Annotated in this window: 22 protein-coding genes, 3 pseudogenes and 1 riboswitch; of the genes and pseudogenes, 22 read left to right on the forward strand and 3 right to left on the reverse strand. The window is 38.1% G+C overall.

The features are described 5' to 3' along the window. Positions 1-433: sodium:proton antiporter (locus JJE29_02490; GenBank protein MBK5251499.1), on the reverse strand; the 433-nt coding region annotated here is incomplete at its 3' end. A 257-nt stretch (positions 434-690) separates the two neighbouring features. Between JJE29_02490 and JJE29_02495 the strand changes: the two are divergent. The 13 genes and pseudogenes from JJE29_02495 to JJE29_02555 all read left to right on the forward strand — a co-directional run bounded on the left by JJE29_02495 (position 691) and on the right by JJE29_02555 (position 12,102). Continuing rightward, a pseudogene (locus JJE29_02495) lies at positions 691-1,008 on the forward strand (transposase). A 34-nt stretch (positions 1,009-1,042) separates the two neighbouring features. Further along, a pseudogene (locus JJE29_02500) lies at positions 1,043-1,273 on the forward strand (hypothetical protein). A gap of 294 nt (positions 1,274-1,567) precedes the next feature. After that, positions 1,568-1,909, forward strand: coding sequence for a YggT family protein (locus JJE29_02505; protein ID MBK5251500.1), 342 nt, complete (start codon positions 1,568-1,570; stop codon positions 1,907-1,909). Between the two features lie 18 nt (positions 1,910-1,927). Then, a complete protein-coding gene (locus JJE29_02510) occupies positions 1,928-2,062 on the forward strand; it encodes a lmo0937 family membrane protein (GenBank protein ID MBK5251501.1) in 135 nt (44 codons plus the stop codon). Positions 2,063-2,326: 264 nt separating this feature from the next. Next, positions 2,327-3,919, forward strand: coding sequence for a DUF3494 domain-containing protein (locus tag JJE29_02515; protein ID MBK5251502.1), 1,593 nt, complete (start codon positions 2,327-2,329; stop codon positions 3,917-3,919). Between the two features lie 480 nt (positions 3,920-4,399). Further along, positions 4,400-5,419 carry a DNA-binding protein gene (locus JJE29_02520; GenBank protein MBK5251503.1) on the forward strand — a complete coding sequence of 340 codons (1,020 nt, stop codon included), beginning with the start codon at positions 4,400-4,402 and terminating at the stop codon, positions 5,417-5,419. A gap of 1 nt (position 5,420) precedes the next feature. Beyond that, complete coding sequence (locus tag JJE29_02525; protein MBK5251504.1) at positions 5,421-5,861, forward strand: type II toxin-antitoxin system death-on-curing family toxin; 441 nt, start codon at positions 5,421-5,423, stop codon at positions 5,859-5,861. Between the two features lie 198 nt (positions 5,862-6,059). Beyond that, positions 6,060-6,169: riboswitch (TPP riboswitch) on the forward strand. A gap of 88 nt (positions 6,170-6,257) precedes the next feature. Next, a complete protein-coding gene (gene thiW, locus JJE29_02530) occupies positions 6,258-6,755 on the forward strand; it encodes an energy coupling factor transporter S component ThiW (protein ID MBK5251505.1) in 498 nt (165 codons plus the stop codon). A gap of 4 nt (positions 6,756-6,759) precedes the next feature. Beyond that, on the forward strand, positions 6,760-7,566 hold the full coding sequence (gene thiD, locus JJE29_02535) for a bifunctional hydroxymethylpyrimidine kinase/phosphomethylpyrimidine kinase (protein ID MBK5251506.1): 807 nt from the start codon (positions 6,760-6,762) through the stop codon (positions 7,564-7,566). Next, complete coding sequence (gene cytX, locus JJE29_02540; GenBank protein MBK5251507.1) at positions 7,559-8,797, forward strand: putative hydroxymethylpyrimidine transporter CytX; 1,239 nt, start codon at positions 7,559-7,561, stop codon at positions 8,795-8,797. The genes thiD and cytX overlap by 8 nt, the downstream gene beginning before the upstream one ends. After that, positions 8,737-9,567, forward strand: a complete 831-nt coding sequence (gene thiM, locus JJE29_02545; GenBank protein MBK5251508.1) for a hydroxyethylthiazole kinase — start codon at positions 8,737-8,739, stop codon at positions 9,565-9,567. Before cytX ends, thiM begins: the two co-directional genes overlap by 61 nt. After that, complete coding sequence (gene thiE / locus JJE29_02550; GenBank protein ID MBK5251509.1) at positions 9,557-10,183, forward strand: thiamine phosphate synthase; 627 nt, start codon at positions 9,557-9,559, stop codon at positions 10,181-10,183. Before thiM ends, thiE begins: the two co-directional genes overlap by 11 nt. A 542-nt stretch (positions 10,184-10,725) precedes the next feature. Further along, the gene (locus JJE29_02555) at positions 10,726-12,102 is read left to right on the forward strand and encodes a pyridoxal-phosphate dependent enzyme (protein MBK5251510.1); all 1,377 of its coding nucleotides are present in this window, start codon (positions 10,726-10,728) and stop codon (positions 12,100-12,102) included. A gap of 128 nt (positions 12,103-12,230) precedes the next feature. Here JJE29_02555 and JJE29_02560 read toward each other — a convergent pair whose 3' ends face one another. Next, entirely contained in the window at positions 12,231-12,398 is a 168-nt protein-coding gene (locus tag JJE29_02560) for a transposase (protein ID MBK5251511.1), read from the reverse strand. Positions 12,399-12,444: 46 nt separating this feature from the next. Here JJE29_02560 and rsmH point away from each other — a divergent pair, with 46 nt between their 5' ends. Continuing rightward, a complete protein-coding gene (gene rsmH / locus JJE29_02565; GenBank protein MBK5251512.1) occupies positions 12,445-13,497 on the forward strand; it encodes a 16S rRNA (cytosine(1402)-N(4))-methyltransferase RsmH in 1,053 nt (350 codons plus the stop codon). A gap of 129 nt (positions 13,498-13,626) precedes the next feature. Here rsmH and JJE29_02570 read toward each other — a convergent pair whose 3' ends face one another. Next, positions 13,627-14,670, reverse strand: coding sequence for a type 2 isopentenyl-diphosphate Delta-isomerase (locus tag JJE29_02570; protein MBK5251513.1), 1,044 nt, complete (start codon positions 14,668-14,670; stop codon positions 13,627-13,629). A 152-nt stretch (positions 14,671-14,822) separates the two neighbouring features. Between JJE29_02570 and JJE29_02575 the strand changes: the two genes are divergently transcribed. From JJE29_02575 to uvsE, 8 genes and pseudogenes are all read left to right on the forward strand, one after another. Continuing rightward, positions 14,823-15,002 carry a hypothetical protein gene (locus JJE29_02575; GenBank protein MBK5251514.1) on the forward strand — a complete coding sequence of 60 codons (180 nt, stop codon included), beginning with the start codon at positions 14,823-14,825 and terminating at the stop codon, positions 15,000-15,002. Positions 15,003-15,215: 213 nt separating this feature from the next. After that, a complete protein-coding gene (locus JJE29_02580) occupies positions 15,216-15,755 on the forward strand; it encodes a helix-turn-helix transcriptional regulator (protein ID MBK5251515.1) in 540 nt (179 codons plus the stop codon). An 11-nt stretch (positions 15,756-15,766) separates the two neighbouring features. Next, positions 15,767-16,123: pseudogene (locus JJE29_02585) on the forward strand (ATP-binding cassette domain-containing protein). Beyond that, positions 16,115-16,486: an extracellular solute-binding protein gene (locus tag JJE29_02590; protein ID MBK5251516.1), complete on the forward strand. Its 372-nt coding sequence runs from the start codon at positions 16,115-16,117 to the stop codon at positions 16,484-16,486. The pseudogene JJE29_02585 and the gene JJE29_02590 overlap by 9 nt, the downstream one beginning before the upstream one ends. A gap of 155 nt (positions 16,487-16,641) precedes the next feature. Next, positions 16,642-17,010, forward strand: a complete 369-nt coding sequence (locus tag JJE29_02595) for a BlaI/MecI/CopY family transcriptional regulator (protein MBK5251517.1) — start codon at positions 16,642-16,644, stop codon at positions 17,008-17,010. Continuing rightward, positions 17,007-18,725, forward strand: coding sequence for a M56 family metallopeptidase (locus JJE29_02600; protein MBK5251518.1), 1,719 nt, complete (start codon positions 17,007-17,009; stop codon positions 18,723-18,725). Before JJE29_02595 ends, JJE29_02600 begins: the two co-directional genes overlap by 4 nt. 82 nt (positions 18,726-18,807) lie before the next feature. After that, entirely contained in the window at positions 18,808-19,671 is an 864-nt protein-coding gene (locus JJE29_02605) for a metallophosphoesterase (GenBank protein MBK5251519.1), read from the forward strand. A 165-nt stretch (positions 19,672-19,836) separates the two neighbouring features. Further along, positions 19,837-21,096 (forward strand): UV DNA damage repair endonuclease UvsE, encoded by a 1,260-nt coding sequence (gene uvsE, locus JJE29_02610; protein MBK5251520.1) that lies wholly within the window; start codon positions 19,837-19,839, stop codon positions 21,094-21,096. The last annotated feature ends 44 nt before the right edge of the window (positions 21,097-21,140 follow it).

The raw sequence follows: 21,140 nt of genomic DNA on the forward strand, positions 1-21,140 counted from the left end.
CTACACCAATTGTACCTATAGTGGCCCAGGAACTACCTGTAAGTAGAGCCATTACACTAGAAAGTAACAGAATTAGTGGTAAAAACCATCGAGCCACTAAAAGTTTAAGGCCAAAATACATTATAGCAGGAACAATGCCACTAGCTATCCAGACTCCGACTAACATTCCTATTATAAGAAGGATAATCAGCGATGGAATCGTACGAGCAATTGCGTTTTTAAATCCGTCTCTGATTGTTATCCAGGAAAATCCATAAAGATAGGCACATAATCCAGCGGTAGCACCACCCAAAAATAGTGAAAAATGAGGTTGAGCGTCTAGTATAAAAACTGAATACCCAAGAATAATGATTGTAACAATTATTGGGATAAGTGCTAACCATAATGGTGGTGTAGATAAATTTTCTTTTTTAGTGGAGGTCTTTTTCTTCATAATAAAAAATTCTCCTTCTTCTATCCTGCGAGTACAGTTGCTTCATTGAAAGTGACACCAGTTGCAATATCAGATCCGGTACACAAGCTATAATATTGTACCACATATCCATTGGCTAATCTTCTTGATTTATAAACGCGCGGGTTGAAACGCTTGTGCGCGTCCCTTTTAGTGGAAGCCCTATTACATTTTTGGATGTAGTAGACGATTTATGGAATAAAACATGAGATGAATGTAGGTAGTTTTGGAAATCATGAAACAAGAGTCTTAGAGTTTATTCTGATGAATCAGCTTCGGCGAAAATCTTTATTAAGTTCATTGCTCTTATTATTAGAAGTAAAATATATATTTGTCTTAAAGATGAAATGAAAAAACTTGATAAAAAACCGAACTATATGACTGTACCAGCTGCGTTGAAGGAGCTTGAAAAGATAGAGATGGTAAGGCAACTTGATAATAGATACCGTCTTGATCATGCAGTGATAGCAATGCCGAAAAAAATATTGAAGGCATTCGGAATGGATGCAGCATATGTAAAATATAGAGCGACTGAAATAAGTGAACAGCTTAAGTAAGATTCCAACAAAAATGATTAGGAGGCGGAGCGATATGGCAAGGACTATAGGAATAGAAGCTCTCGAATCAAAGATTTAGAAAGCTCAGATGGATGTAGTTAAAACAAAGCAGAAGTACGATGTAGCAGTCGCAAAACATGAAGACCTGATGGATAAAAGAGACGCACTAAAAAAAGATGAACTTGTAACAGCGATTATGAAAAGGGGTAAATCATATAGTGAGATTCTTAGATTCATTAATGATGATGACAGTCAAGAAGAGTAAGATGGGGAATTCAAATTAAGGTCAACAAAAACAGCTCTAATGGTTTATTCATATAGGGTTGTTTGCTTTTAGTCGGAAATTTCCTGGAAGTTCACAACAATAGATTTACGGCACATGTGGAAATATTGACAAGAAACAACTTTAGGTGTATCATTAGGTTGTTACTAACATGTATAAAATATATTATATAAAAGAGGGAGTGAAGACATGCTGTGATAGATATATAGTTTGTTTATCACCCCCTAAATAATATACAAATAAACGTACTATCTAGTACCTAGGAGGTACAAAATCATGGATAAAAAACCTGAAGTAACACAAGGTAATATAAAAGCGAGAAAAATCGTCTATTATATACTCGGTGTTTTAGAAACACTTTTTACTTTTAGACTTATTTTTAAAATACTTGGTGCAAATCCGCAAAGTGTATTTGTTAAAATAATCTATGCAATAACAAGTCTATTTTTGGCGCCATTTGATGGCATATTTAGAAATGCAGTAGCAGATGGTGCAGAAACCCAAGCTGTTTTAGAACCAAAATTATTGATTGCCATGGTTTCATATGTAGTACTTGTATGGGGCATAATAAAAATGATTGAATTAAAAGGCAAACAAAAGGATATAAATAATTCTTAAAAAGAGAAGGTGATTGTAATGTTAGAAACTATTGCGATTATATTAGTAGTTTTATGGTTATTGGGCATAGTTACAGCACACACAATGGGTGGATTTATTCACATACTTATTGTAATTGCCATTATTAGCATATTACTAAAAATAATAAGGTAAAGAAATATTTTGATTTCAGAATAAGCATATACTTCAATAATGTAGTAAGTAATACGGCATACAAATATAGATTTGACAGAAATCATAAATCATATTAGATTATCAATGATTTGTAAAGTTCCTGTGTAATAGTGGAACTGCGTTCTTTATTTACGTTAGCAAGGTTGGTTATTAATAATATTAGATTTACCATATCAGTTTTTTATGAGTGGAAGCATTAGAGCTTCTATGCACGGGAAAAATGATTAAGAGGAGGGCAACAAAATGACGAAATTTTTCAAAAAACCATTTATGCTGATTTTAAGTTGTGTAATGGTTTTATCTGTGTCCGTACCGGTTTTCGGTGCAGTAACAACGAGTGATTATGGGTCACATTGGGCTAGTAATACAATACAATCTGCTATAGATTCAGGAATGGCGAAAGGATATCCTGATGGGACATTCAAGCCGGACAATGAAATTACTCGTAGCGAGTTTTTTTCGTTTGTGAATAATGCGTTTGATTTCACAGCCGAATCTGAAGACACATATACGGATGTTATAGCCGATGCCTGGTATGCGCCTGTCATTGCGAAAGCAAAAGCAGCAGGGTATATAGAGGGGTATCCAGATGGCGGCATTCATCCGGAAATAGAAATTTCCCGTCAGGAAGCAGCAATTATTCTTAACCGACTTGAATCACTGACACCGGTAGGAAGCACATTGGCTTATACCGATGCATCAGCAGTTGCTGATTGGAGTAAAGAGGCCATTATCGCTATGTTTGAAGCAAAAGTCATGATTGGTTACCCAGACGGCAGTTTCAAGCCCGAGAAGCAGATTACACGGGCAGAAGCTGTAGTAGCTTTGAATAACCTCTTGAATTATCAAGAACTGACCATAGAGACTGAAAATGTAAGTGTAGAAACTCCTAGTGTGGATCAGAAAACAATGACACTGACAGTGGGCGGAGAAACAGATACAATCATATTTGACAATGCAACTAACGAAGATATTAACTGGACTTCAAGTGATACAGATGTGGCAACTGTCGAGGATGGCATAGTCACACCTGTAGGCGTAGGAACTGCAGAAATAACCGGTTCGTCGGCAGAGGATGGGACTATAATGGTAACGACCCTCGCGACGGTGAATGAAGAAGAGACGGTTACACCACCGGTTACACCACCGGTTACATCAGTGGTTACATCAGTGGGTAATCCTGTAGAGCTTGGTATAGCAGGCGACTACGTGGTTTTATCAAAAGCAGGAATTTCCTCCGTGCCGAATTCTGACATAACAGGCAATATCGGAGTTAGCCCAATTGATTCGACAGCCATCACTGGTTTTTCACTGACTGTGGATGCATCAAACCAGTTTTCGATTTCCAGTCAGCTTACTGGCAAGGCATTTGCAGTAGACTATACAGCTCCAACACCTTCAAACCTTACAACAGCCATCAGCAACATGGAAGCGGCTTATACCGATGCTGCTGGAAGAGCTGCTGATTATACAGAGCTTTATAGTGGCGACTTGAGTGGCAAAACACTTACAGCGGGTGTATACAAGTGGGGTACAGGGGTTCTGATCAATTCAGATGTAACACTTAGCGGTGGACCTGATGATGTGTTTATTTTACAAATTGGCCAAGGAATTACTCAAGCCAGTGGTACCAGAATCATCCTGGCAGATGGAGTGCAGGCTAAGAATATTTTCTGGCAGGCAGCTGAATCTGTTTCGATTGGTACCGGTGCACATTTAGAGGGAATCGTACTTAGTATGACAAATATCTCTTTGGATACCAATGCATCAGTTAATGGACGACTGTTGGCGCAAACTGCAGTCACTTTAGATCAGTCTACGGTTGTTGAACCTTAGACAATAAGTATTTGAATAAGCAATTAGAACAAACTTGCATGGAATACAGGTGAGAGTCCCGTGGGCAGAGTTGAAACAACTCGCCTGCGGGACTGTTTTTTTATCTGAGCTGAGGGAACTAAATGAATTTTTAGATGAAGAGCAGAAGAAAAATCACTGGGTAAATCACTGGGTAAATCACTGGGTTAAATCACTGGGGACGGTTCTTTTTGATTTTTGTGAATCAACAGGGGTAAAGTTATTAATGTAGTTTCGATATCAATTCTAATAGTTGTTACTATAATCATACTGAAACGGGACTCATTTAAAAATTTTCATAGAAAGAAGATTGTTTAGTTTAAATATGCATATTTTAAGAAAAAATTTCAAGAAGAAAATCGAATTGCAAATGGAGAGATATTCCACCTAAAAATTAATATAAATTGTCATAAAGCACGTATAATGATAACATTATAAGACAATGAAGAGAGGTGAATAGGAATGGCAAGAGATTTAACAAATTCAGATATTGATAGACAAAATATACTTAATAATGCAATTGCTTTAAATGAAATTCAAAAAACAGCGGATATTAAAGGCATTATTTTTGAAGGAAAAATAATCTTTACCAAAGAGATGATAGCTGAATTCTATAATGTAGATATTAGAACTATTGTAAGATATACAACAAAGTTTTCTGATGAGTTAAAAAGCAATGGATATGAGCTATTAAAAGGTAAGAGATTAAAAGATTTTTTAAAAGTGATAGTTGAGCAAAAGGTTCACGACATTACTGTCGCGAAGAGTACGCCACAGCTTGCAATTTATGACTTCAGAGCATTTTTGAATATTGGAATGTTACTTGTTGAAAGTGAAAATGCTCGTGTATTGCGTCAGATGATGTTAGAAGTGGTTATTGATATTATTAATCAGAAAACAGGTGGTGCAACAAAATACATTAATCAAAGAGACCGTAATTTTTTAGGTTCTTTTTTGCAAGAAGACGATTATCGTAGAGAATTTACGGATGCACTTAGAGATTATGTTGATATGGGTAGTTTTAAATATGCTAGATATACGGATATGATTTATCAAAGTATCTTTAAAGAAAAAGCTAAAGAATATCGTGAAATATTAAAGTTAAAGAGTAAAGATAAAGTAAGGGATACATTTTATTCTGAAATTTTAGATCTAGTTGCTTCTTATGAATGTGGATTGGCTGAATTATTAAAACAGAAGTATCAAGCAATAGATAGACAACTTACAAGTTGGGAAGTAGATGATTTATTCTATCAGTTTGAAAGTTTGCCTCATTGGAAACCATTAGTTACAAGCGGAAGAAGTAAGATGGCAAGTAGAGATCTTGCTCTTAGGGATGCTTTTCATATGCAGTTAGAGGAATACATTAAGCCTTTAGAAGACAAAGAATATGAGCGTTTCTTGGGATCTGAGGGAGACGAAATTGAGAAGTTAATGAAAGATAATGCCGATGTTCTTAAAAGGTTAAAGGAGCGTGAATAATATGAATTCTTACGCTTATATAACTATAGAAGAAGCATTACATATTCATAGAAAGACAATTGAAAATAGTGGAGGGGGTATGATTCAGTGTATTGATAGTAATAAATTAGATAGCGTGCTGAATCACATACAGAATGATGATTATTACCCTGAATTTGTTGACAAGTTAACCCATTTATTTTTTTGTGCCTGTCAATTTCATTGTTTTGCTGATGGCAATAAGAGAATAGCTATTACATTGTCTACAGAATTTCTACTCAGGAACGGATACATGTTTATAGCAAAGGATTTTATTGCTAAGATGGAGAATATCAGCTATCATGTTGCAGCAGGAAAAATAGATAAAGAGTTACTTTATAAAATAATTAAATTATTACTTAATGGTGAATATGATATAAATGAAGAAATTAAACTTGAAATATACAATGTTATAAAAGATTAAAAAAGGGGGATAACATGTACTACAATTTTGATTTCCTAAAAAAAGAAGATAAGTACAAAGACTTTACATATGCCTGTATTGAAGCTGAAAGTACAAAGAAATGGATTAAAATGATCTTGGAAAAGGAGGGATTATAGTTGAAAAGTGTGTTGACCAAACCGTTATCATGTGTTAGTATTATCACGAATTGAATACCACAATCCGTACTGGGGGAGCTGGGAGGCCAGCTGAGATAAAGACCTGTTAAAGTCTTTGACCCTTTACCTGATCTGGATAATGCCAGCGTAGGGAAGTTACATTTTTATGCGAAAAAAGCATAAATCCTTATGAATGGGGATTTATGCTTTTTTATTTTTCCTTTTCCCCGTACGGAAAATTTCAAGGGAGAGATTATTTATGGAAACAAGAAAACTCACGACTTCAGCACTGCTCATCGCCCTAGGAACCGTCGCCGGGCACATGATCTACATACCGGTGGGGATTGCAAAATGTTTTCCTGTGCAGCACACTATCAACGTCCTCTCAGCCGTGTTGCTGGGGCCATGGTACGGTGTTGCAAATGCCTTCGTAATCTCACTGCTGCGAAACATTTTAGGTACAGGGTCGCTTCTGGCCTTTCCGGGCAGCATGATTGGCGCTCTTCTTTCTGGATTGCTTTTTCAAAAATATGGAAAGAAGATCTGGGCCCTTGCCGGGGAAATCTTCGGAACCGGTATCATAGGCGGCATTTTAGCCTTTCCGATTTCAAGATTCCTCTTAGGCAAGGAATTCACAGCTTTCTTCTTCATTATTCCGTTTCTGGCAAGCACTATCGGCGGCAGCTTGATTGGCTATGTATTGCTGAGCGTAATGGAAAAAAACAAATCCATGAAAACAATTATTAATCGGAGATGACCCCATGAAAAAAGCATTGACAATTGCCGGTTCTGACAGCAGCGGTGGCGCCGGTATACAGGCTGATTTAAAAACCTTTTCCGCCCACGGAATATTTGGAATGAGTGTCATCACAGCTGTCACAGCCCAAAATACCCAGGGTGTTTTAGCTGTGCAGGATATCACACCTGAAATCATCCAGAAACAGATCGAAGCTATTTTCGATGACATCGCTGTAGATGCCTTGAAAATCGGCATGGTATCCCAAACAGAAACCATAAATATCATCGGGTCCACTTTGAAAATTTACAATCCGAAATCCATTGTCTTGGATCCTGTGATGATATCCAAGAGCGGCTGCAATTTGCTTCAGCCTGAAGCGACGGAAGCCTTGATTCGGATTCTGCTGCCCCTGGCAATAATCATCACCCCCAATATCCCCGAGGCGGAAGTTCTAACCGGCATGAAAATCGGCAGCCTTAAGGATATGGAATCAGCCGCCCGGCGCATACACGACATGGGTCCTCAAAACGTCCTCATAAAAGGGGGGCACCGCATTGATGATGCAACGGATATTTTTTGGGACGGCGCCAATTTCAAGCGTCTAAGCAGCCGGAGAATCGTCACCAAGAATACTCATGGTACGGGATGTACCCTGTCCTCAGCCATTGCTTCCAATCTGGCGACGGGTTTCGGTATCGAAGAAGCGGTAGTAAAGGCAAAAGCATATATAACTATAGCCATCGAGCACTCCCTGTCCATTGGAAAGGGCGTAGGGCCTACCCATCACTTCTACGAATTATATGAAAAGGCAGGTATGAATAATGAATGATGCAAACAAAAACAATCTTTCTTTTTTAAGCTTTTTAGGTCTTTGGTTTGGGGCTTCCATATCCATCGCCGAAATCATGACGGGTGGTCTTTTGGCTCCCATGGGTTTTAAGACCGGAGTCATAGCCATTCTTTCAGGACACCTTATAGGGACTGGCATTCTTGCCCTAGGCGGCATCATCGGAACCGAAGAAAGACTTCCTTCCATTATGTCCACCCGAATATCTTTCGGATTATACGGCTCTTACCTGTTTTCAATATTCAATGTCCTGCAATTAATCGGGTGGACGGCTGTCATGATAATTTCTGGCGCACGTTCCGTCAACCTTATTTCAAAAGCACTCTGGGACTTCGACAATACTTCCTTTTGGAGCATAATCATCGGTGGACTCATCTGCCTTTGGATTGTCATGGGCAAGAACGGCTGGAAAAAAATCAACATCATAGCCGCGGGCCTGCTCTTCTTGCTCACCATCGTACTCAGTTATGTCGTATTTGGAGATGCTCACCTGCTAACAAATACTGTTTCTGGTGAAATGTCCTTCGGAACAGCTCTTGAACTGAGTATAATCATGCCTCTTTCATGGCTTCCATTGATTGCAGATTACACGCGATTCGCCAAAAGCAAAAAAGGCGGCATATCCGGCAGCTTCATAGGCTATTTTGTAGGAAGTTCATGGATGTACATAATCGGCCTTGGAGCGGCTATTGTAGCCAAGAACCCAGATCCGGGAGCAATGATGCTTGCAGCGAACCTAGGATTTGCAGCCCTCGGAGTAGTTGTCCTTTCCACTATAACGACCACCTTCCTCGATGCTTATTCTGCTGGCGTTACCTTTCTCAATCTGCTCCCGAAATTGGACGAAAAAAAAGTCGCCTTGGCTATGGGATTAATCGGTACGCTAATCGCACTGGTCTTTCCTATTGAGTCATATGAAAACTTCCTATATGCTTTAGGGTCAGTATTTGCACCTATGTTTGCCATTCTGTTAACTGACTACTTCATCATTAGGAAAAGCAGACAGCTCCAAAAGGATCTTTTGGTGAATTGGGGAGCTACTATAGTTTGGGTGTTCGGCATTTTCATGTATTATCGATTCATCGAATATGATTTTGCCTTCGGCGCCACCCTGCCGGTCATGATAGTAACCGGCACCATTTACACCTTGGGATGGAGGTGGATGGCAAATTGGAAATACTCGAAGAAGCTGGAAACCTCCTGCAAATCCTAAGAGAAAAGAATCCATTGATTCATCATATAACCAATCCAGTAACCATAAATGACAGTGCCAACATAGTCCTAGCCATGGGAGGCTCCCCCATTATGGCCGACGATCCTTCAGAAGTAGAAGAAGTCGTCTCCATGGCATCGGCACTAGTCATCAACACAGGAATGCCTGAACCCAGAAAACTTAAGTCCATGATTCTCGCAGGTAAAAAAGCAAACGAATTAAGGATTCCCGTAGTTTTAGATCCTGTCGGGGGGGGACTTACAAAATTAAGAAAAGAGACCCTTGAAAACTTGCTCGGAACCATGGTTTTTTCGGTAATCAAGGGTAACCAGGCCGAGATCCGACATCTGGCGAGTTACGAATACAGCCTAAATGGTGTTGATTCTCTTCCTGATAAGATGAATGGAATTGAAGTCGCAAAGGCGGCTGCCCAAAAACACAAGTGCGTCATCGCAATGACAGGGAAAGAAGATATTATAACAGATGGAATACGAAGCTATTCCATAGAAAATGGTCATTCCATGCTTTCAGCCATCACCGGCACCGGGTGCATGTCCGCTTCCCTTATCGCAGCCTTCTGCGGCGTCACAGAAGACTTTTTGTTGGCGGCCGTCAGCGGAATGCTATCCATGGGTATAGCTGGAGAATCTGCAGGCAGAAGTCTGTCTGTGGGGGAAGGCATCGGCTCCTTCAAAGTGAGATTTTTCGATCATATTCAGCTCACAAACAAAGATATATTAATTAAGGAGGGACGCATCCATGAGTTATAAGAACACAACAAATTATTCATTGTATTTGGTCACTGATAGAGGTCTCCTGCAGGGCAGGGACCTCCTTGGCAGCATACGTGAAGCTATTGAAGGAGGCGCGACACTCGTCCAGTTAAGGGAAAAGGATCTTCCGGAGGAGGCCTTCTTAGATTTGGCTCTTAAGGTGAGACAACTCACGGACAGTTACGGCATCCCCCTCATCATCAATGACAACATTTCCATAGCCAAGGCCGTGGGTGCCGCCGGGGTTCACCTCGGGCCCGATGACTTATCCGTTTCCAATGCCAGACTTTTCTTAGGCGATAGCATGATTATCGGAGCTTCCGCCAATTGTTTAGCTGAAGCCCTTGCCTTCGAAAAAGAAGGCGCGGATTATCTGGGAGTGGGTGCATTATTTCCTACCGAAACCAAGAAAGATGCCGAGACCGTGAGCCTCGACACACTTCGCGCAATCAAAGATGCCGTCAATATTCCCATTGTAGGCATCGGCGGCATCGGCCTTGACAACGTCAGAGACGTCATGGCTTCCGGAGTTAATGGCATCGCAGTTGTTTCAGCAATACTCAAAGAAACGGATATAAAAAAAGCCACTTCCGATTTAAAAAGCATATTGTAACTCAAAAGGCCTTCGCCGATTTACCTGAAGTATTTCGATCTAAAATATGATGGCATCATTGAAGAAGCATTGAAAACGAATCCGATACAGGATAAACCCAAAGGTAAACGAGGTCGTCAGAAAAAAGGTAAAATAAGATCTTTAATCGAACGGTTTGCAACATACAAAGGTGAAATCTGCCTATTCATCAATGATTTTATAGTTCCATAGCGTGTAGTAATTTTTGTTTCATAGAACAGAAAGCAACTTATTGCATTTACTACTCTTGAGTATTTTGGAATTATACTAAAAATGTGTTATGATTAAATTATAGATTAGTGAAGTAATACTGTGATTATCTGAGGGATGAGTTGATATATGCATATCTAGAAATTAATTAGTCATTCATTCGTAGAGAAAGCAGATATGAAAAATTTATAAGAATTGGGGTTTGCGTAGGACCATATGGAAATACGCTATACTATTTTAAAAATGGTATATTGTGAACTATTTAAGTGAAACTTAGACACTTAAACTCTTAATGGAGTTGGAGTGTTTTTTTTATGTTTAAAGGAGGAATTATGTTAAAGAGTGGTAGAACGCCATTAATACGTGCACGAAATCTAGAAAAGATATTGAATGTTGGAGAAATATATTTAAAGTTGGAAGGACAAAACCCAACAGGGCATAAGAACGATAGAATCGCAGAAGTGTTGGTCAAGAATGCGATGGCGCAAAATAAAAGTCAGATTATAGCTTATGGGTCTCTAACCTATATAAGATCAATAATATATTTTGCGGAACTATACAATCTAAAAGCAATTGTTCCAATGTTTAAGAATGAAAGATGGAAGACAACTAAATTTGAGGATAAATATTTGATGGATTTTAGATATTCAAAAAATCCTAATAAAATTGAATTTATAAAAGAGTTGTCAGATGAAACGGGTGGTTTTATAGCAGCAGAAGGGTACAGCAATACTCATATAAGTCAAATGGTATTAGAAAATTTGATTAGTGAAATATTAGTTAAAGTTAAATATAAATTAGATACAGTTACAATTCAACTTGGCTATGGCTATACAATGACTAGTTTATATAACATTTTTTTAAAGAACTGGATGAATGATAATTTGTCAGCATTTCCAACTGTCTATTGTGGAACTTGGGCAGAGAATAAAAGTGTGTATAAAAAATATTTAGAATCAAACAATAAAGAATATTTGCCGGAGGACTTAGAAGAACTCAGTACTGATCACATGCCAAAAGAATCGTTTCAAATGGATGAGAAGCTTATAACGGATACCCATGAAGCTGTAACAGAGACTAATGGCGTAGTCATCGCTATTAATGAACAAGAATTAAAAAAAGCTTCTAAGTTGTTAAAGAAGACTGAAACAATAAGTACTGATTATAAAGAATCATATGCCCTAGCAGCGTTCATAAAACAGGTGGAGGCTGGAAAGATTAAAGAAGGAAAACATATAATTATTTTAAATGATGCAAAAACTATTGCGAGGGTAGAACAGTATGAGGCATCAATGGGTATAGGAGTTGAAAAATTGATTAATATGACCACAAATTGGCTTGCTGAATACCGAGACTCTACGCTAGAAACTAAAGAAGCAGTTGAAAATGCGCTGGATAAAGGGTTTATACTATTAGCTTCAAGAGATGGTGAATATGAAGGTATTTGTGTGATTGTCAACACAGGATTTGATGCTTTTCTTCCGAAATACCACCTAACTTATATTGGAACTTCGGATAAGATAAAAGGACGGGGTATTGGTAGTGAATTAATACAAAGAGCTATTGATTTAACTGAAGGTAATTTGTCATTGCATGTTGACTTAGATAATAAAGGTGCAAAGAAAGTGTATGAAAAATATGGTTTTGAACACGTTTATAACAGGATGATTTATAAAGAGAGAGGATATTGAACCTCCCATGGCTAAAGTCACGAGATTCCTAGGAACAGAGCTTACTTGATGTCAAAACTTTGTATGATATCAGCGGTTTCTCTTATTAACTAAGCTATCCCCGTCGTCCCGACGGTTCTGTTTGAGGCTTATGCTGATAACAACCGAAGACCCTCGCTGCGTATATTGACGCTGGCATTGATGTCCCGATCTAGAATAGAACCACAGTTTGGGCAAACCCACTCTCGGATATCTAGAGATTTTTTACCATCTCTATAGCCACATTCCGAACAGATTTGTGAGGTATAATATAACAATGGAGCGATATATTGAGACCGAAAATAATTGTAGTGGGGGATTTCAATGGATAATCAAGAAGAAAAAAAGCATAAGCGCCGTGTTCGGTATAAAGGGACACATCCTAAGTCGTTTAAAGAAAAATACAAAGAGCATCAACCAGATAAATATGCTGATACTGTGGCAAGGGTCATTGAAAAGGGCAGCACCCCTGCAGGCATGCATATTTCGATTTGTGTAAAAGAAATATTGGAATTTTTGCAAATCAAACCGGGACAAATAGGATTGGATGCTACACTTGGTTACGGTGGCCATGCATCAGAGATGCTTAAATGCTTGGAATTGAAAGGGCATCTGTATGCACTCGATATAGATCCAATTGAATTGCCGCGTACAAGGGAGCGTTTAGAGAATTTGGGTTATGGCGCAGAAATTTTAACTATTAAGCAATTGAACTTTTCCAAAATAGATGAAATAACAATAGAATCAGGACCACTAAATTTTGTGTTAGCGGATTTGGGGGTTTCATCAATGCAAATTGATAATCCTGAAAGAGGATTTTCATATAAGAAGGATGGACCATTGGACTTGAGATTGAATCCTAGAAAAGGCATATCCGCTGCTGAGCGTTTGAAAAATATTTCGCAAGATGAGCTAGAAGGCATGTTGATAGAAAATGCTGATGAACCAAATGCCGAAGCAATAGCTCATGCTATTGTGTCTGAAATTAAAAAAGGAACGGACATTGCAACAACTACTCACCTGCAACAAATAATATTTGATGCATTGAATTTTATTCCGGCAGACAAGAGAAAAAACGAAGTCAAAAAATCTTGCCAAAGATCTTTTCAAGCATTGAGAATTGATGTAAATGATGAATTCGAAGCACTAAATGAATTTTTGAAAAAACTACCAGGAACTCTTGCTGAGGGTGGACGGGTTGCGATACTTTCTTTTCATTCGGGCGAAGACCGTCTTGTTAAAAAATCGTTCAAACGGTTATTCCGTGAAGGTATCTACCGGGAAATTGCTACTGATATTATAAGACCATCAGCGGAAGAATGCCATATTAATAGTCGTGCGAGTTCCACAAAAATGCGTTGGGCGATAAAAGCATAATGAATTTTAATTTGAAAGCAATTCTGCTCCAAAGTATATTCATCTAGCAAGTGGAATGCTCGGACATGCAGTGTTATGAAATGAAAGAATTTTGGCCGTGATTAATTTAATCACGGCTTTTTGCAGCTTTTATTGATGGATTAAATCTCGAAGATCGCCTTTTATGTATGCATTGACATTTTTCAATTCCGATATCGTTTTGCAACCGGTCAATAGCATTATTATTTGTATCTTATGAAGAAATCCATCTAAAAATTTTTCGCTTGCGACATATCCGTTTAAAAGAAGTTCCCTTAGTAAAACACCTGATATGGCGGCCATTTTACCTCCAAGGCATAATGATTTGACCGCATCTTCGGCTTTGAAAATTCCACCGCTGGAAATGATATTCATTTCCGGAGATGCTTTAACGCATTGAATCAGGCTCATAGGTGTTGGAAGCCCCCAATCATAAAGATCGGAGAAATCAGTATCATTGTTTCTCATATCTTCTATTTCGATGAAGTTTGTTCCGCCTTTTCCTCCAATGTCTATGTATCTTATGCCTATTTCAAATAATTGATTTGCAGCTTTTCCGGATAAGCCGAAACCCACTTCTTTGATGATAACAGGGACTGAGATAGACTTTTCGATATTTTTTATGTTTTCAAGTGTTCCCTTGAAATTTCTATCGCCTTCGCTCATGCACATTTCTTGGGCGGCATTTAAGTGAAGCTGTACCGCATCGGCATTTATCATATCTATCGCAGTTCTGACCATTTCAGGACTTGTATTTGCTGAAACATTTGAAATGACTGTACCGTTTTCCATGATGTCGCGTACAATCCTGTAGGTTTCCTGTCCGTATCCTTTGATTCCAAGCGACTGGGATCCTACTGCAATGGGGAGGTTGAATTCTTTAGCCAAAGATGCAAGATTTTTGTTGATTTCCAGAGCGCCAACGAATCCTCCGGTAATTGCATTTATCATAATGGGGTAATCCGTTTTTTTATTTAGAAAGACACAGCTTGTATCAATTTCAGCAAAATTCAGCTCGGGTATGGAATTGTTCTCTAAAACTATGTCGTCAAAATAATTTACTGATTTGCTTTTGCTCTTTAAGAAGTTCTCGATATGCTGTTTTTTTCTTGATTTTGCGGTTTCCATTTTGGGGTCTATATTTGCATTATGCAAGGGGGATCTCCTTTTTCTTGAGATTTTAATCGATACATTAATATTATCTGCAATTATAAAACCCGTGTCAATATGTGGCAGTCAAATATTGCGTATTTTGTTCAATGTACAAAGACTATGAATATAGCGAAGTCCCATTTTCGGATATAGAAATGCATTTAATTAATGGTTATGCGTACACCGAAAAAGTATTCTTGACAGGCGCGGATCCATTGACGATAGGATTTGAAAAAATGAAGCACTTGCTAGAAATGATACATAAGCATTTGCCTTATTGCGCATGTGTGGCTTCATATGCATCGATAAAGAGCATTAGGGTATACTCCGGTTAAGAAACTGTCAATTCTACACGATTTGGGGCTTAGATTTATTGAACAAGTGACAAACTGCATGAAAGCTTAGAAATGATTTTTAGTTAATCATGGAATATTTGAAAAGATGGTGGGTTAATACATATTGACATACAAGAAGAAACGATATATTATGATTGGAGTTTATAAATAGTAAACAAAATACTTGATATTTGACTTACATGGAGAAGCGAGATGAAAATTGGAGAAAAAATTAAAGAATTGAGATTGAAGCATAATTTAACACAAGAGGAACTTGCGGGCAGAGTGGAATTGTCGAAAGGTTTTATAAGTCAGCTTGAAAGAGACTTGACGTCTCCGTCGATTGCTACATTGATTGATATATTGCAGTGCCTTGGAACGGATCTTAAAGGGTTTTTTAGCGATTTTAAAGATACCCAGGTAGTTTTTCACAAGAATGATTATTTTGTCAAAGAGGACGAAGAACTTGGAAACATAATCGAATGGATTGTTCCAAATGCCCAGAAGAATGAAATGGAACCCATGCTTTTAACTTTGGCTGCAGGAGGCAAAACATCCTTGGACAATCCACATCAAGGGGAAGAGTTCGGATATGTAATAAAAGGAACAGTTTTAATATTCAAAGGAAACGAAATTTATAAAGCGCGAAAAGGCGAATCGTTTTACTTTGCGGCAACAAAACAGCATCATATCGAAAATATCGGTAGCGGCGAGGCTAAAATTATATGGGTGAGTTCTCCGCCAAGCTTCTAGGGGGTTGAGTGATGAAGGAAAAAGTTTTGATAAGACTCAATAATATAAGCAAATCATTTGAAGCTCATGTGGTTTTAGACAACATAAGTCTTAGCATTAGAAAAAACGAATTTCTTACCCTGCTTGGACCTAGCGGATGCGGCAAGACTACTATGCTTCGTATTCTTGGCGGTTTTGAAAAACCCGATGATGGGCGAGTTTTTCATGGAGGTAAAGATATCGCGGATATTCCTCCATATAAAAGAAACATAAATACCGTTTTTTAAAGATATGCCTTGTTTCCTCAGCTGAAAACTTTGCAACAGAAGCCTGGAATTACATTTATTTATGTCACCCATGACCAGGAAGAAGCATTAACCATGAGTGATTTTGAAGCAATATTTACAGCCGATGAAAATGAAGATCTTTCTTTTGCCATTCCCAAGGAAGGAACTAATCTTTGGTTTGATTCAATGGTAATACCAAAATCGAGTAAAAACCGGGAAGCGGCTGAAGCTTTCATAAACTTCATGTGCGATCCTGAAACAGCATTTAACAACGCGGATTATATAGGCTACTCCACTCCGCATAAAGAGGCCAAGGAAATGCTTTCGGACGAGGTTAAGAATGATCCCGCGGCATATCCATCAAAAGAAATATTGGATAATTGTGAGGTGTTCGTTAATTTGGGAGCAGAGATGACGGAATACTATAATGAAAAATGGAATGAATTGAAAGCGTCATTGAATTAGAATTTGATTTATACGAGATGATAAAGCTGTCCTTTGGGGCAGCTTTATTTTGTTTTGCCAAATGAATTATAGACAAAGTAAAACTGCATTGACACATTTGTCTAATTGTATTAGACTGATTGTAGTCTAACAACATACGACAGGAGGTTATTATATTGGAAAAATATAAATTAGGCGTTAAGGAACGGAAATTTGCCGACATTATTTGGCAGAATGAACCGGTAAGCTCGCGTGAGCTTACTGAGCTATGCGCAAAGGAGTTTGATTGGAAGCGTACAACTACATACACTATGCTTAAGCGTCTTTGCGACCGAAATATATTTGTAAATAATAACGGAACGGTCTATTCTATTATGAGGAAGAATGAATTTTTAACGGCACAAGGAGAGCAGTTCATCAATAATTCATTTGGGGGTTCACTTCCGCAGTTTGTTGCCGCGTTTACGCGTCGCAACAAACTGAGCGATAAAGATATAAAAGAAATGCAGCGTTTGATTGATGCTCATAAGGAGGAGGCTGAATAATGGATAGCTTGTTTATCAAAATTGTCAACATGAGCATAACTAGCGGATTTGTCATTATTTTTATAATCATAGCTAGGCTTTTTCTGAAAAGAGTACCCAAAATATTCGCTTATGCGCTTTGGAGTGCGGCGTTGTTCCGCCTGATTTGCCCGTTTTCTGTTGAAAGCATGTTGAGCATAATTCCAATAAATTCAGAATCGGTTTCAAAGGACATTATTTATGCCAAGGTACCTCAAATAAACATGGGTATAACAAGCATAGACAATGCTGTAAATGCGTATCTGCCTGAGGGTACTCCGCAGGCAAGCGTAAATCCTTTGCAAATATGGACTCTTATTGGTGAAAGCATTTGGATAATAGGTATTGCCGTAATTTTGCTATATGGTCTGATTTCTTATGCAAAGTTGAAAAACCGTCTAAAAAATGCCGTTAACGAAAAAGGAAACATATACGTTTGCAAAAGCATTGAAACACCGTTTGTGCTTGGACTTATTCGCCCGAAGATATATTTGCCGGCATCGCTTGGAATATATGAAAAAGAATACATACTTTTGCATGAGCAAACACATATCAAGAGATTGGATCATGTGGTTAGAATCTTAAGTTTTTTAGTGCTATGTATTCATTGGTTCAATCCGCTCGTTTGGGTTGTATTTTTTCTTAGCGGAAAGGATATGGAGATGTCCTGCGACGAGGCAGTAATCAAAAGGCTTGGGAGCGAAGTCAAAAGTGAATATTCATCTTCATTGCTAGCTCTTGCGACAGGTAGGAGAATTCTTGGTGCTACTCCGCTTGCATTCGGAGAGGGTGAGACTAAGGGACGGGTAAAGAATGTTCTGAGATACAAAAAACCATCGTTTTGGGTGATTGTTGCAGCGGTGATAGTTTGTTCGGCAATTGCCTTTAGCTTGATGACAAATCCTAAGACACCTCAGAAAGTATCGGATGATACCAACAACATAAACGATATTAATACAATGGATATTGCTATTTCAAAGGCAATCAATGAACAAAATACAAATCGTGATTCCGATTTCGCCGCCGAGTCCCATGTCATTCTTGGAACGGAAGCAGGCGGTCCGGCGGATGGAAACATTGTGGATACCGTTACTGTGTTCGCTATGGCAATGAATATGGAGTTTGATTATTCGGGCGGATGGTTTGAGGAAACCGGAGGCAGCCATATGCCGGTTGCAATAAGCTTTGATGTAAATGAAAAAGAAGAGTATTTGCTAAAGGAATACTGGATGCCAATGGATGGAGCAGGTTATGGTCCTTCTATAAAAGAAAAGTTTCCATCCGGACTTTATGAAGACGCAATATATACGCAAAAGTATGTGCGTGGGCAAATAATGGATTGCTACGATGATGCAATTAACTATTGGGAAATTGGTCAATCTGATGTTGGAAACAGAATTGAAGAACTGCTTGAGATAATAATGTCTTCTCCTATGGGAAATTCAAACCCACAGGCATACATTGATGAACATCATATAGAATACAGGGAGATTGTCTTCATTGGCCGTCATGCTATTGATTATTGTTTCTCGGAGTTTGACAAGGGAAATGAAACGGGACTTAAAGGACATATTATGGCTTCCGCCTGTTGTGATATAATGGCGGTTTACGGAGAAGAATTCGAGGATAATTTCAATACCGGACAGGAATGGTATGATGCCTACATGAATCTTGTTTCCCAAAAAGAAGATAATTAAGTCAATCGGTAATATGCAATTGCGAGCTTGTAAATCCGAAGAATATATGAAATGCATCATTATGGTATAAGGGGTAAATTAAATGAAAAAACCATACAATAAATCCAAACGATTAAAATCGACCTTCGTTTCCATCCCTTTGATAATTGCGTTTTGCATGTGGCAGAACAATAGCATCGTTGTTTCAAACTCCGATTATTCTAGCGCAAATGTGCCTGTGGAATTTGACGGTTTCAAGATAGTTCAAATTTCAGATTTGCACAATAAAATGTTTGGGAAAGACCAAATAAGGCTGTTGGAAAAAATGGAAAGCTTGTCGCCGGATATAATAGTAGTTACCGGAGACTTAATTGACAGACGAAGGTTCGATTTAGAAACAGCCATGTGCTTTATCGAAGGCGCGGTTAAAATTTCTCCCGTTTATTATGTTTCAGGGAACCACGAGGCGTGGTTCGGAAAATATTCTGAAATAACTAATCAACTTATTGATGCCGGCGTTAGAGTCATGGATGATGATTCAATTGAACTTAAAAAGGGCAGCGATGTGATACAAATAATCGGCTCGCCAAATCCCGATCTGTTTTCATCAAGTTCATTGGACGGTTCAAAAACTGATGAATTGGACACCCAGTTGAAGATGTTGCGGCGCAATGATGTCTTTAGTATATTGCTTGCACATCACCCGGAGTTTTTTGATATATATCATGAGAATAGAATGGATTTGATTTTTGCGGGTCATGCACATGGCGGTCAATTTAGAATACCGTTTATAGGCGGTTTGTTTGCTCCGGACCAAGGCCTTTTTCCGGGATATACGAGCGGGTGCTACGTAAAAGGGACGTCAACGATGTTTGTTAGCAGAGGGTTGGGAAACAGTATAATTCCAATTAGAATAAACAATCCTCCTGAAATAGTTGAGGTCACGCTAAAAAGTGTTGAAGGATAGTTCGTGAGATAAAGGGCAGGTAATGTTTTCATTTAATTCAAGAAGGTATGGGATTTGATTGACGTTTTGATACAATGTAACTAAGCAAATCATCATTAAACAATTCAAATATGATGTTAAATCAGAATCCTTGGAATAAAAGAATCCGCAAAAGGAGGCACATCGATGAACATTGGATATGCATGCTTGACGGTTGGCGTTAAGGATACTTCAATGAAACGCTGCAATAAAAAAAATGCTAGCCAAAGCCGGCTTAAGGAACTTATTGCTGACAATCTTAAGTCGCTTGAAAACATTATCGACTATAACATCATGAATGGAATCAAGCTGTTCAGGATAAGTTCGGATTTTATTCCCTTTGGCTCCAGTCCTGTTAACAGTCTTAAATGGTGGGAAATTTACGATGAAGAGTTTCTGCATATTGGGAATAAAATTCGAGACAACAATATCAGGATTTCAATGCACCCTGGCCAGTATACGGTATTGAATTCTAAAGATAAGAGTGTTGTGGAAAGAGCCATTGATGATTTGGAATATCATTCTCGTGTTTTGGATAGTTTGAAGGCTGGACCTGAGAATAAGATAGTTCTGCATATAGGCGGGGTATACAACGAAAAAAAGTCTTCTATAGAAAGGTTTGTTGAAAATTATCATATGTTGTCAAACCGTGTAAAGCGAAGGCTTATAATTGAAAACGATGACAAATCATATAATATAAGCGAAGTGCTTGAAATAGGGAAGAGAATTGGAGCTCCTGTTGTTTTTGATAATCTGCATAATTCGTCGAATCCGTCTGATCCTTTAAAAACAGAAAAATTTTGGATAAACGAATGTAGGCCTACTTGGCAGGAAAAGGATGGAAACCAAAAGATTCATTACTCGCAACAGGCAAAAGACAAAAGGCAGGGAGCACATTCAAACAGTATAAACGTAGGTGATTTTTTAGCTTTTACTGCAAGCATAGAAAGGTCTGACATAGACATAATGCTTGAAGTAAAGGACAAAAATCTTTCTGCTATCAAATGTATAAATAGTATTTCGATGGATAAAAAAATAAAAGTACTTGAATCGGAATGGAGTAAATACAAGTATAATGTTTTAGAAAAATCCCCTTCAAGCTATAATAAAATTAGAGAACTTCTAAAAAACAAACAAGAATACCCTGCTGTTCAGTTTTACAATATTTTGGAAACTGCCATGGAACAGTCGGAGGATGTTGGGAAGGCGATAAACGCTGCCATGCATGTATTCGGCTATTTTAAAAAAGATTCATCAGAATCCGAAAAAACTAAAATCATGGATAAAATTCAAAATTATCGTGATAGCAAAATTCCGCTAAGAATGCTCAAAGGAAGTTTGCTTAAAATGGCGATCAAATATAACAAAAATTATTTATTGGAGTCATATTATTTTATATTGCAATAATATCGAAGACTTCTTTAAAATCGAACAAAAATTATGCTGATATT

It is taken from the genome of Peptostreptococcaceae bacterium, assembly GCA_016649995.1.
Lineage (GTDB): Bacteria > Bacillota > Clostridia > Peptostreptococcales > BM714 > BM714.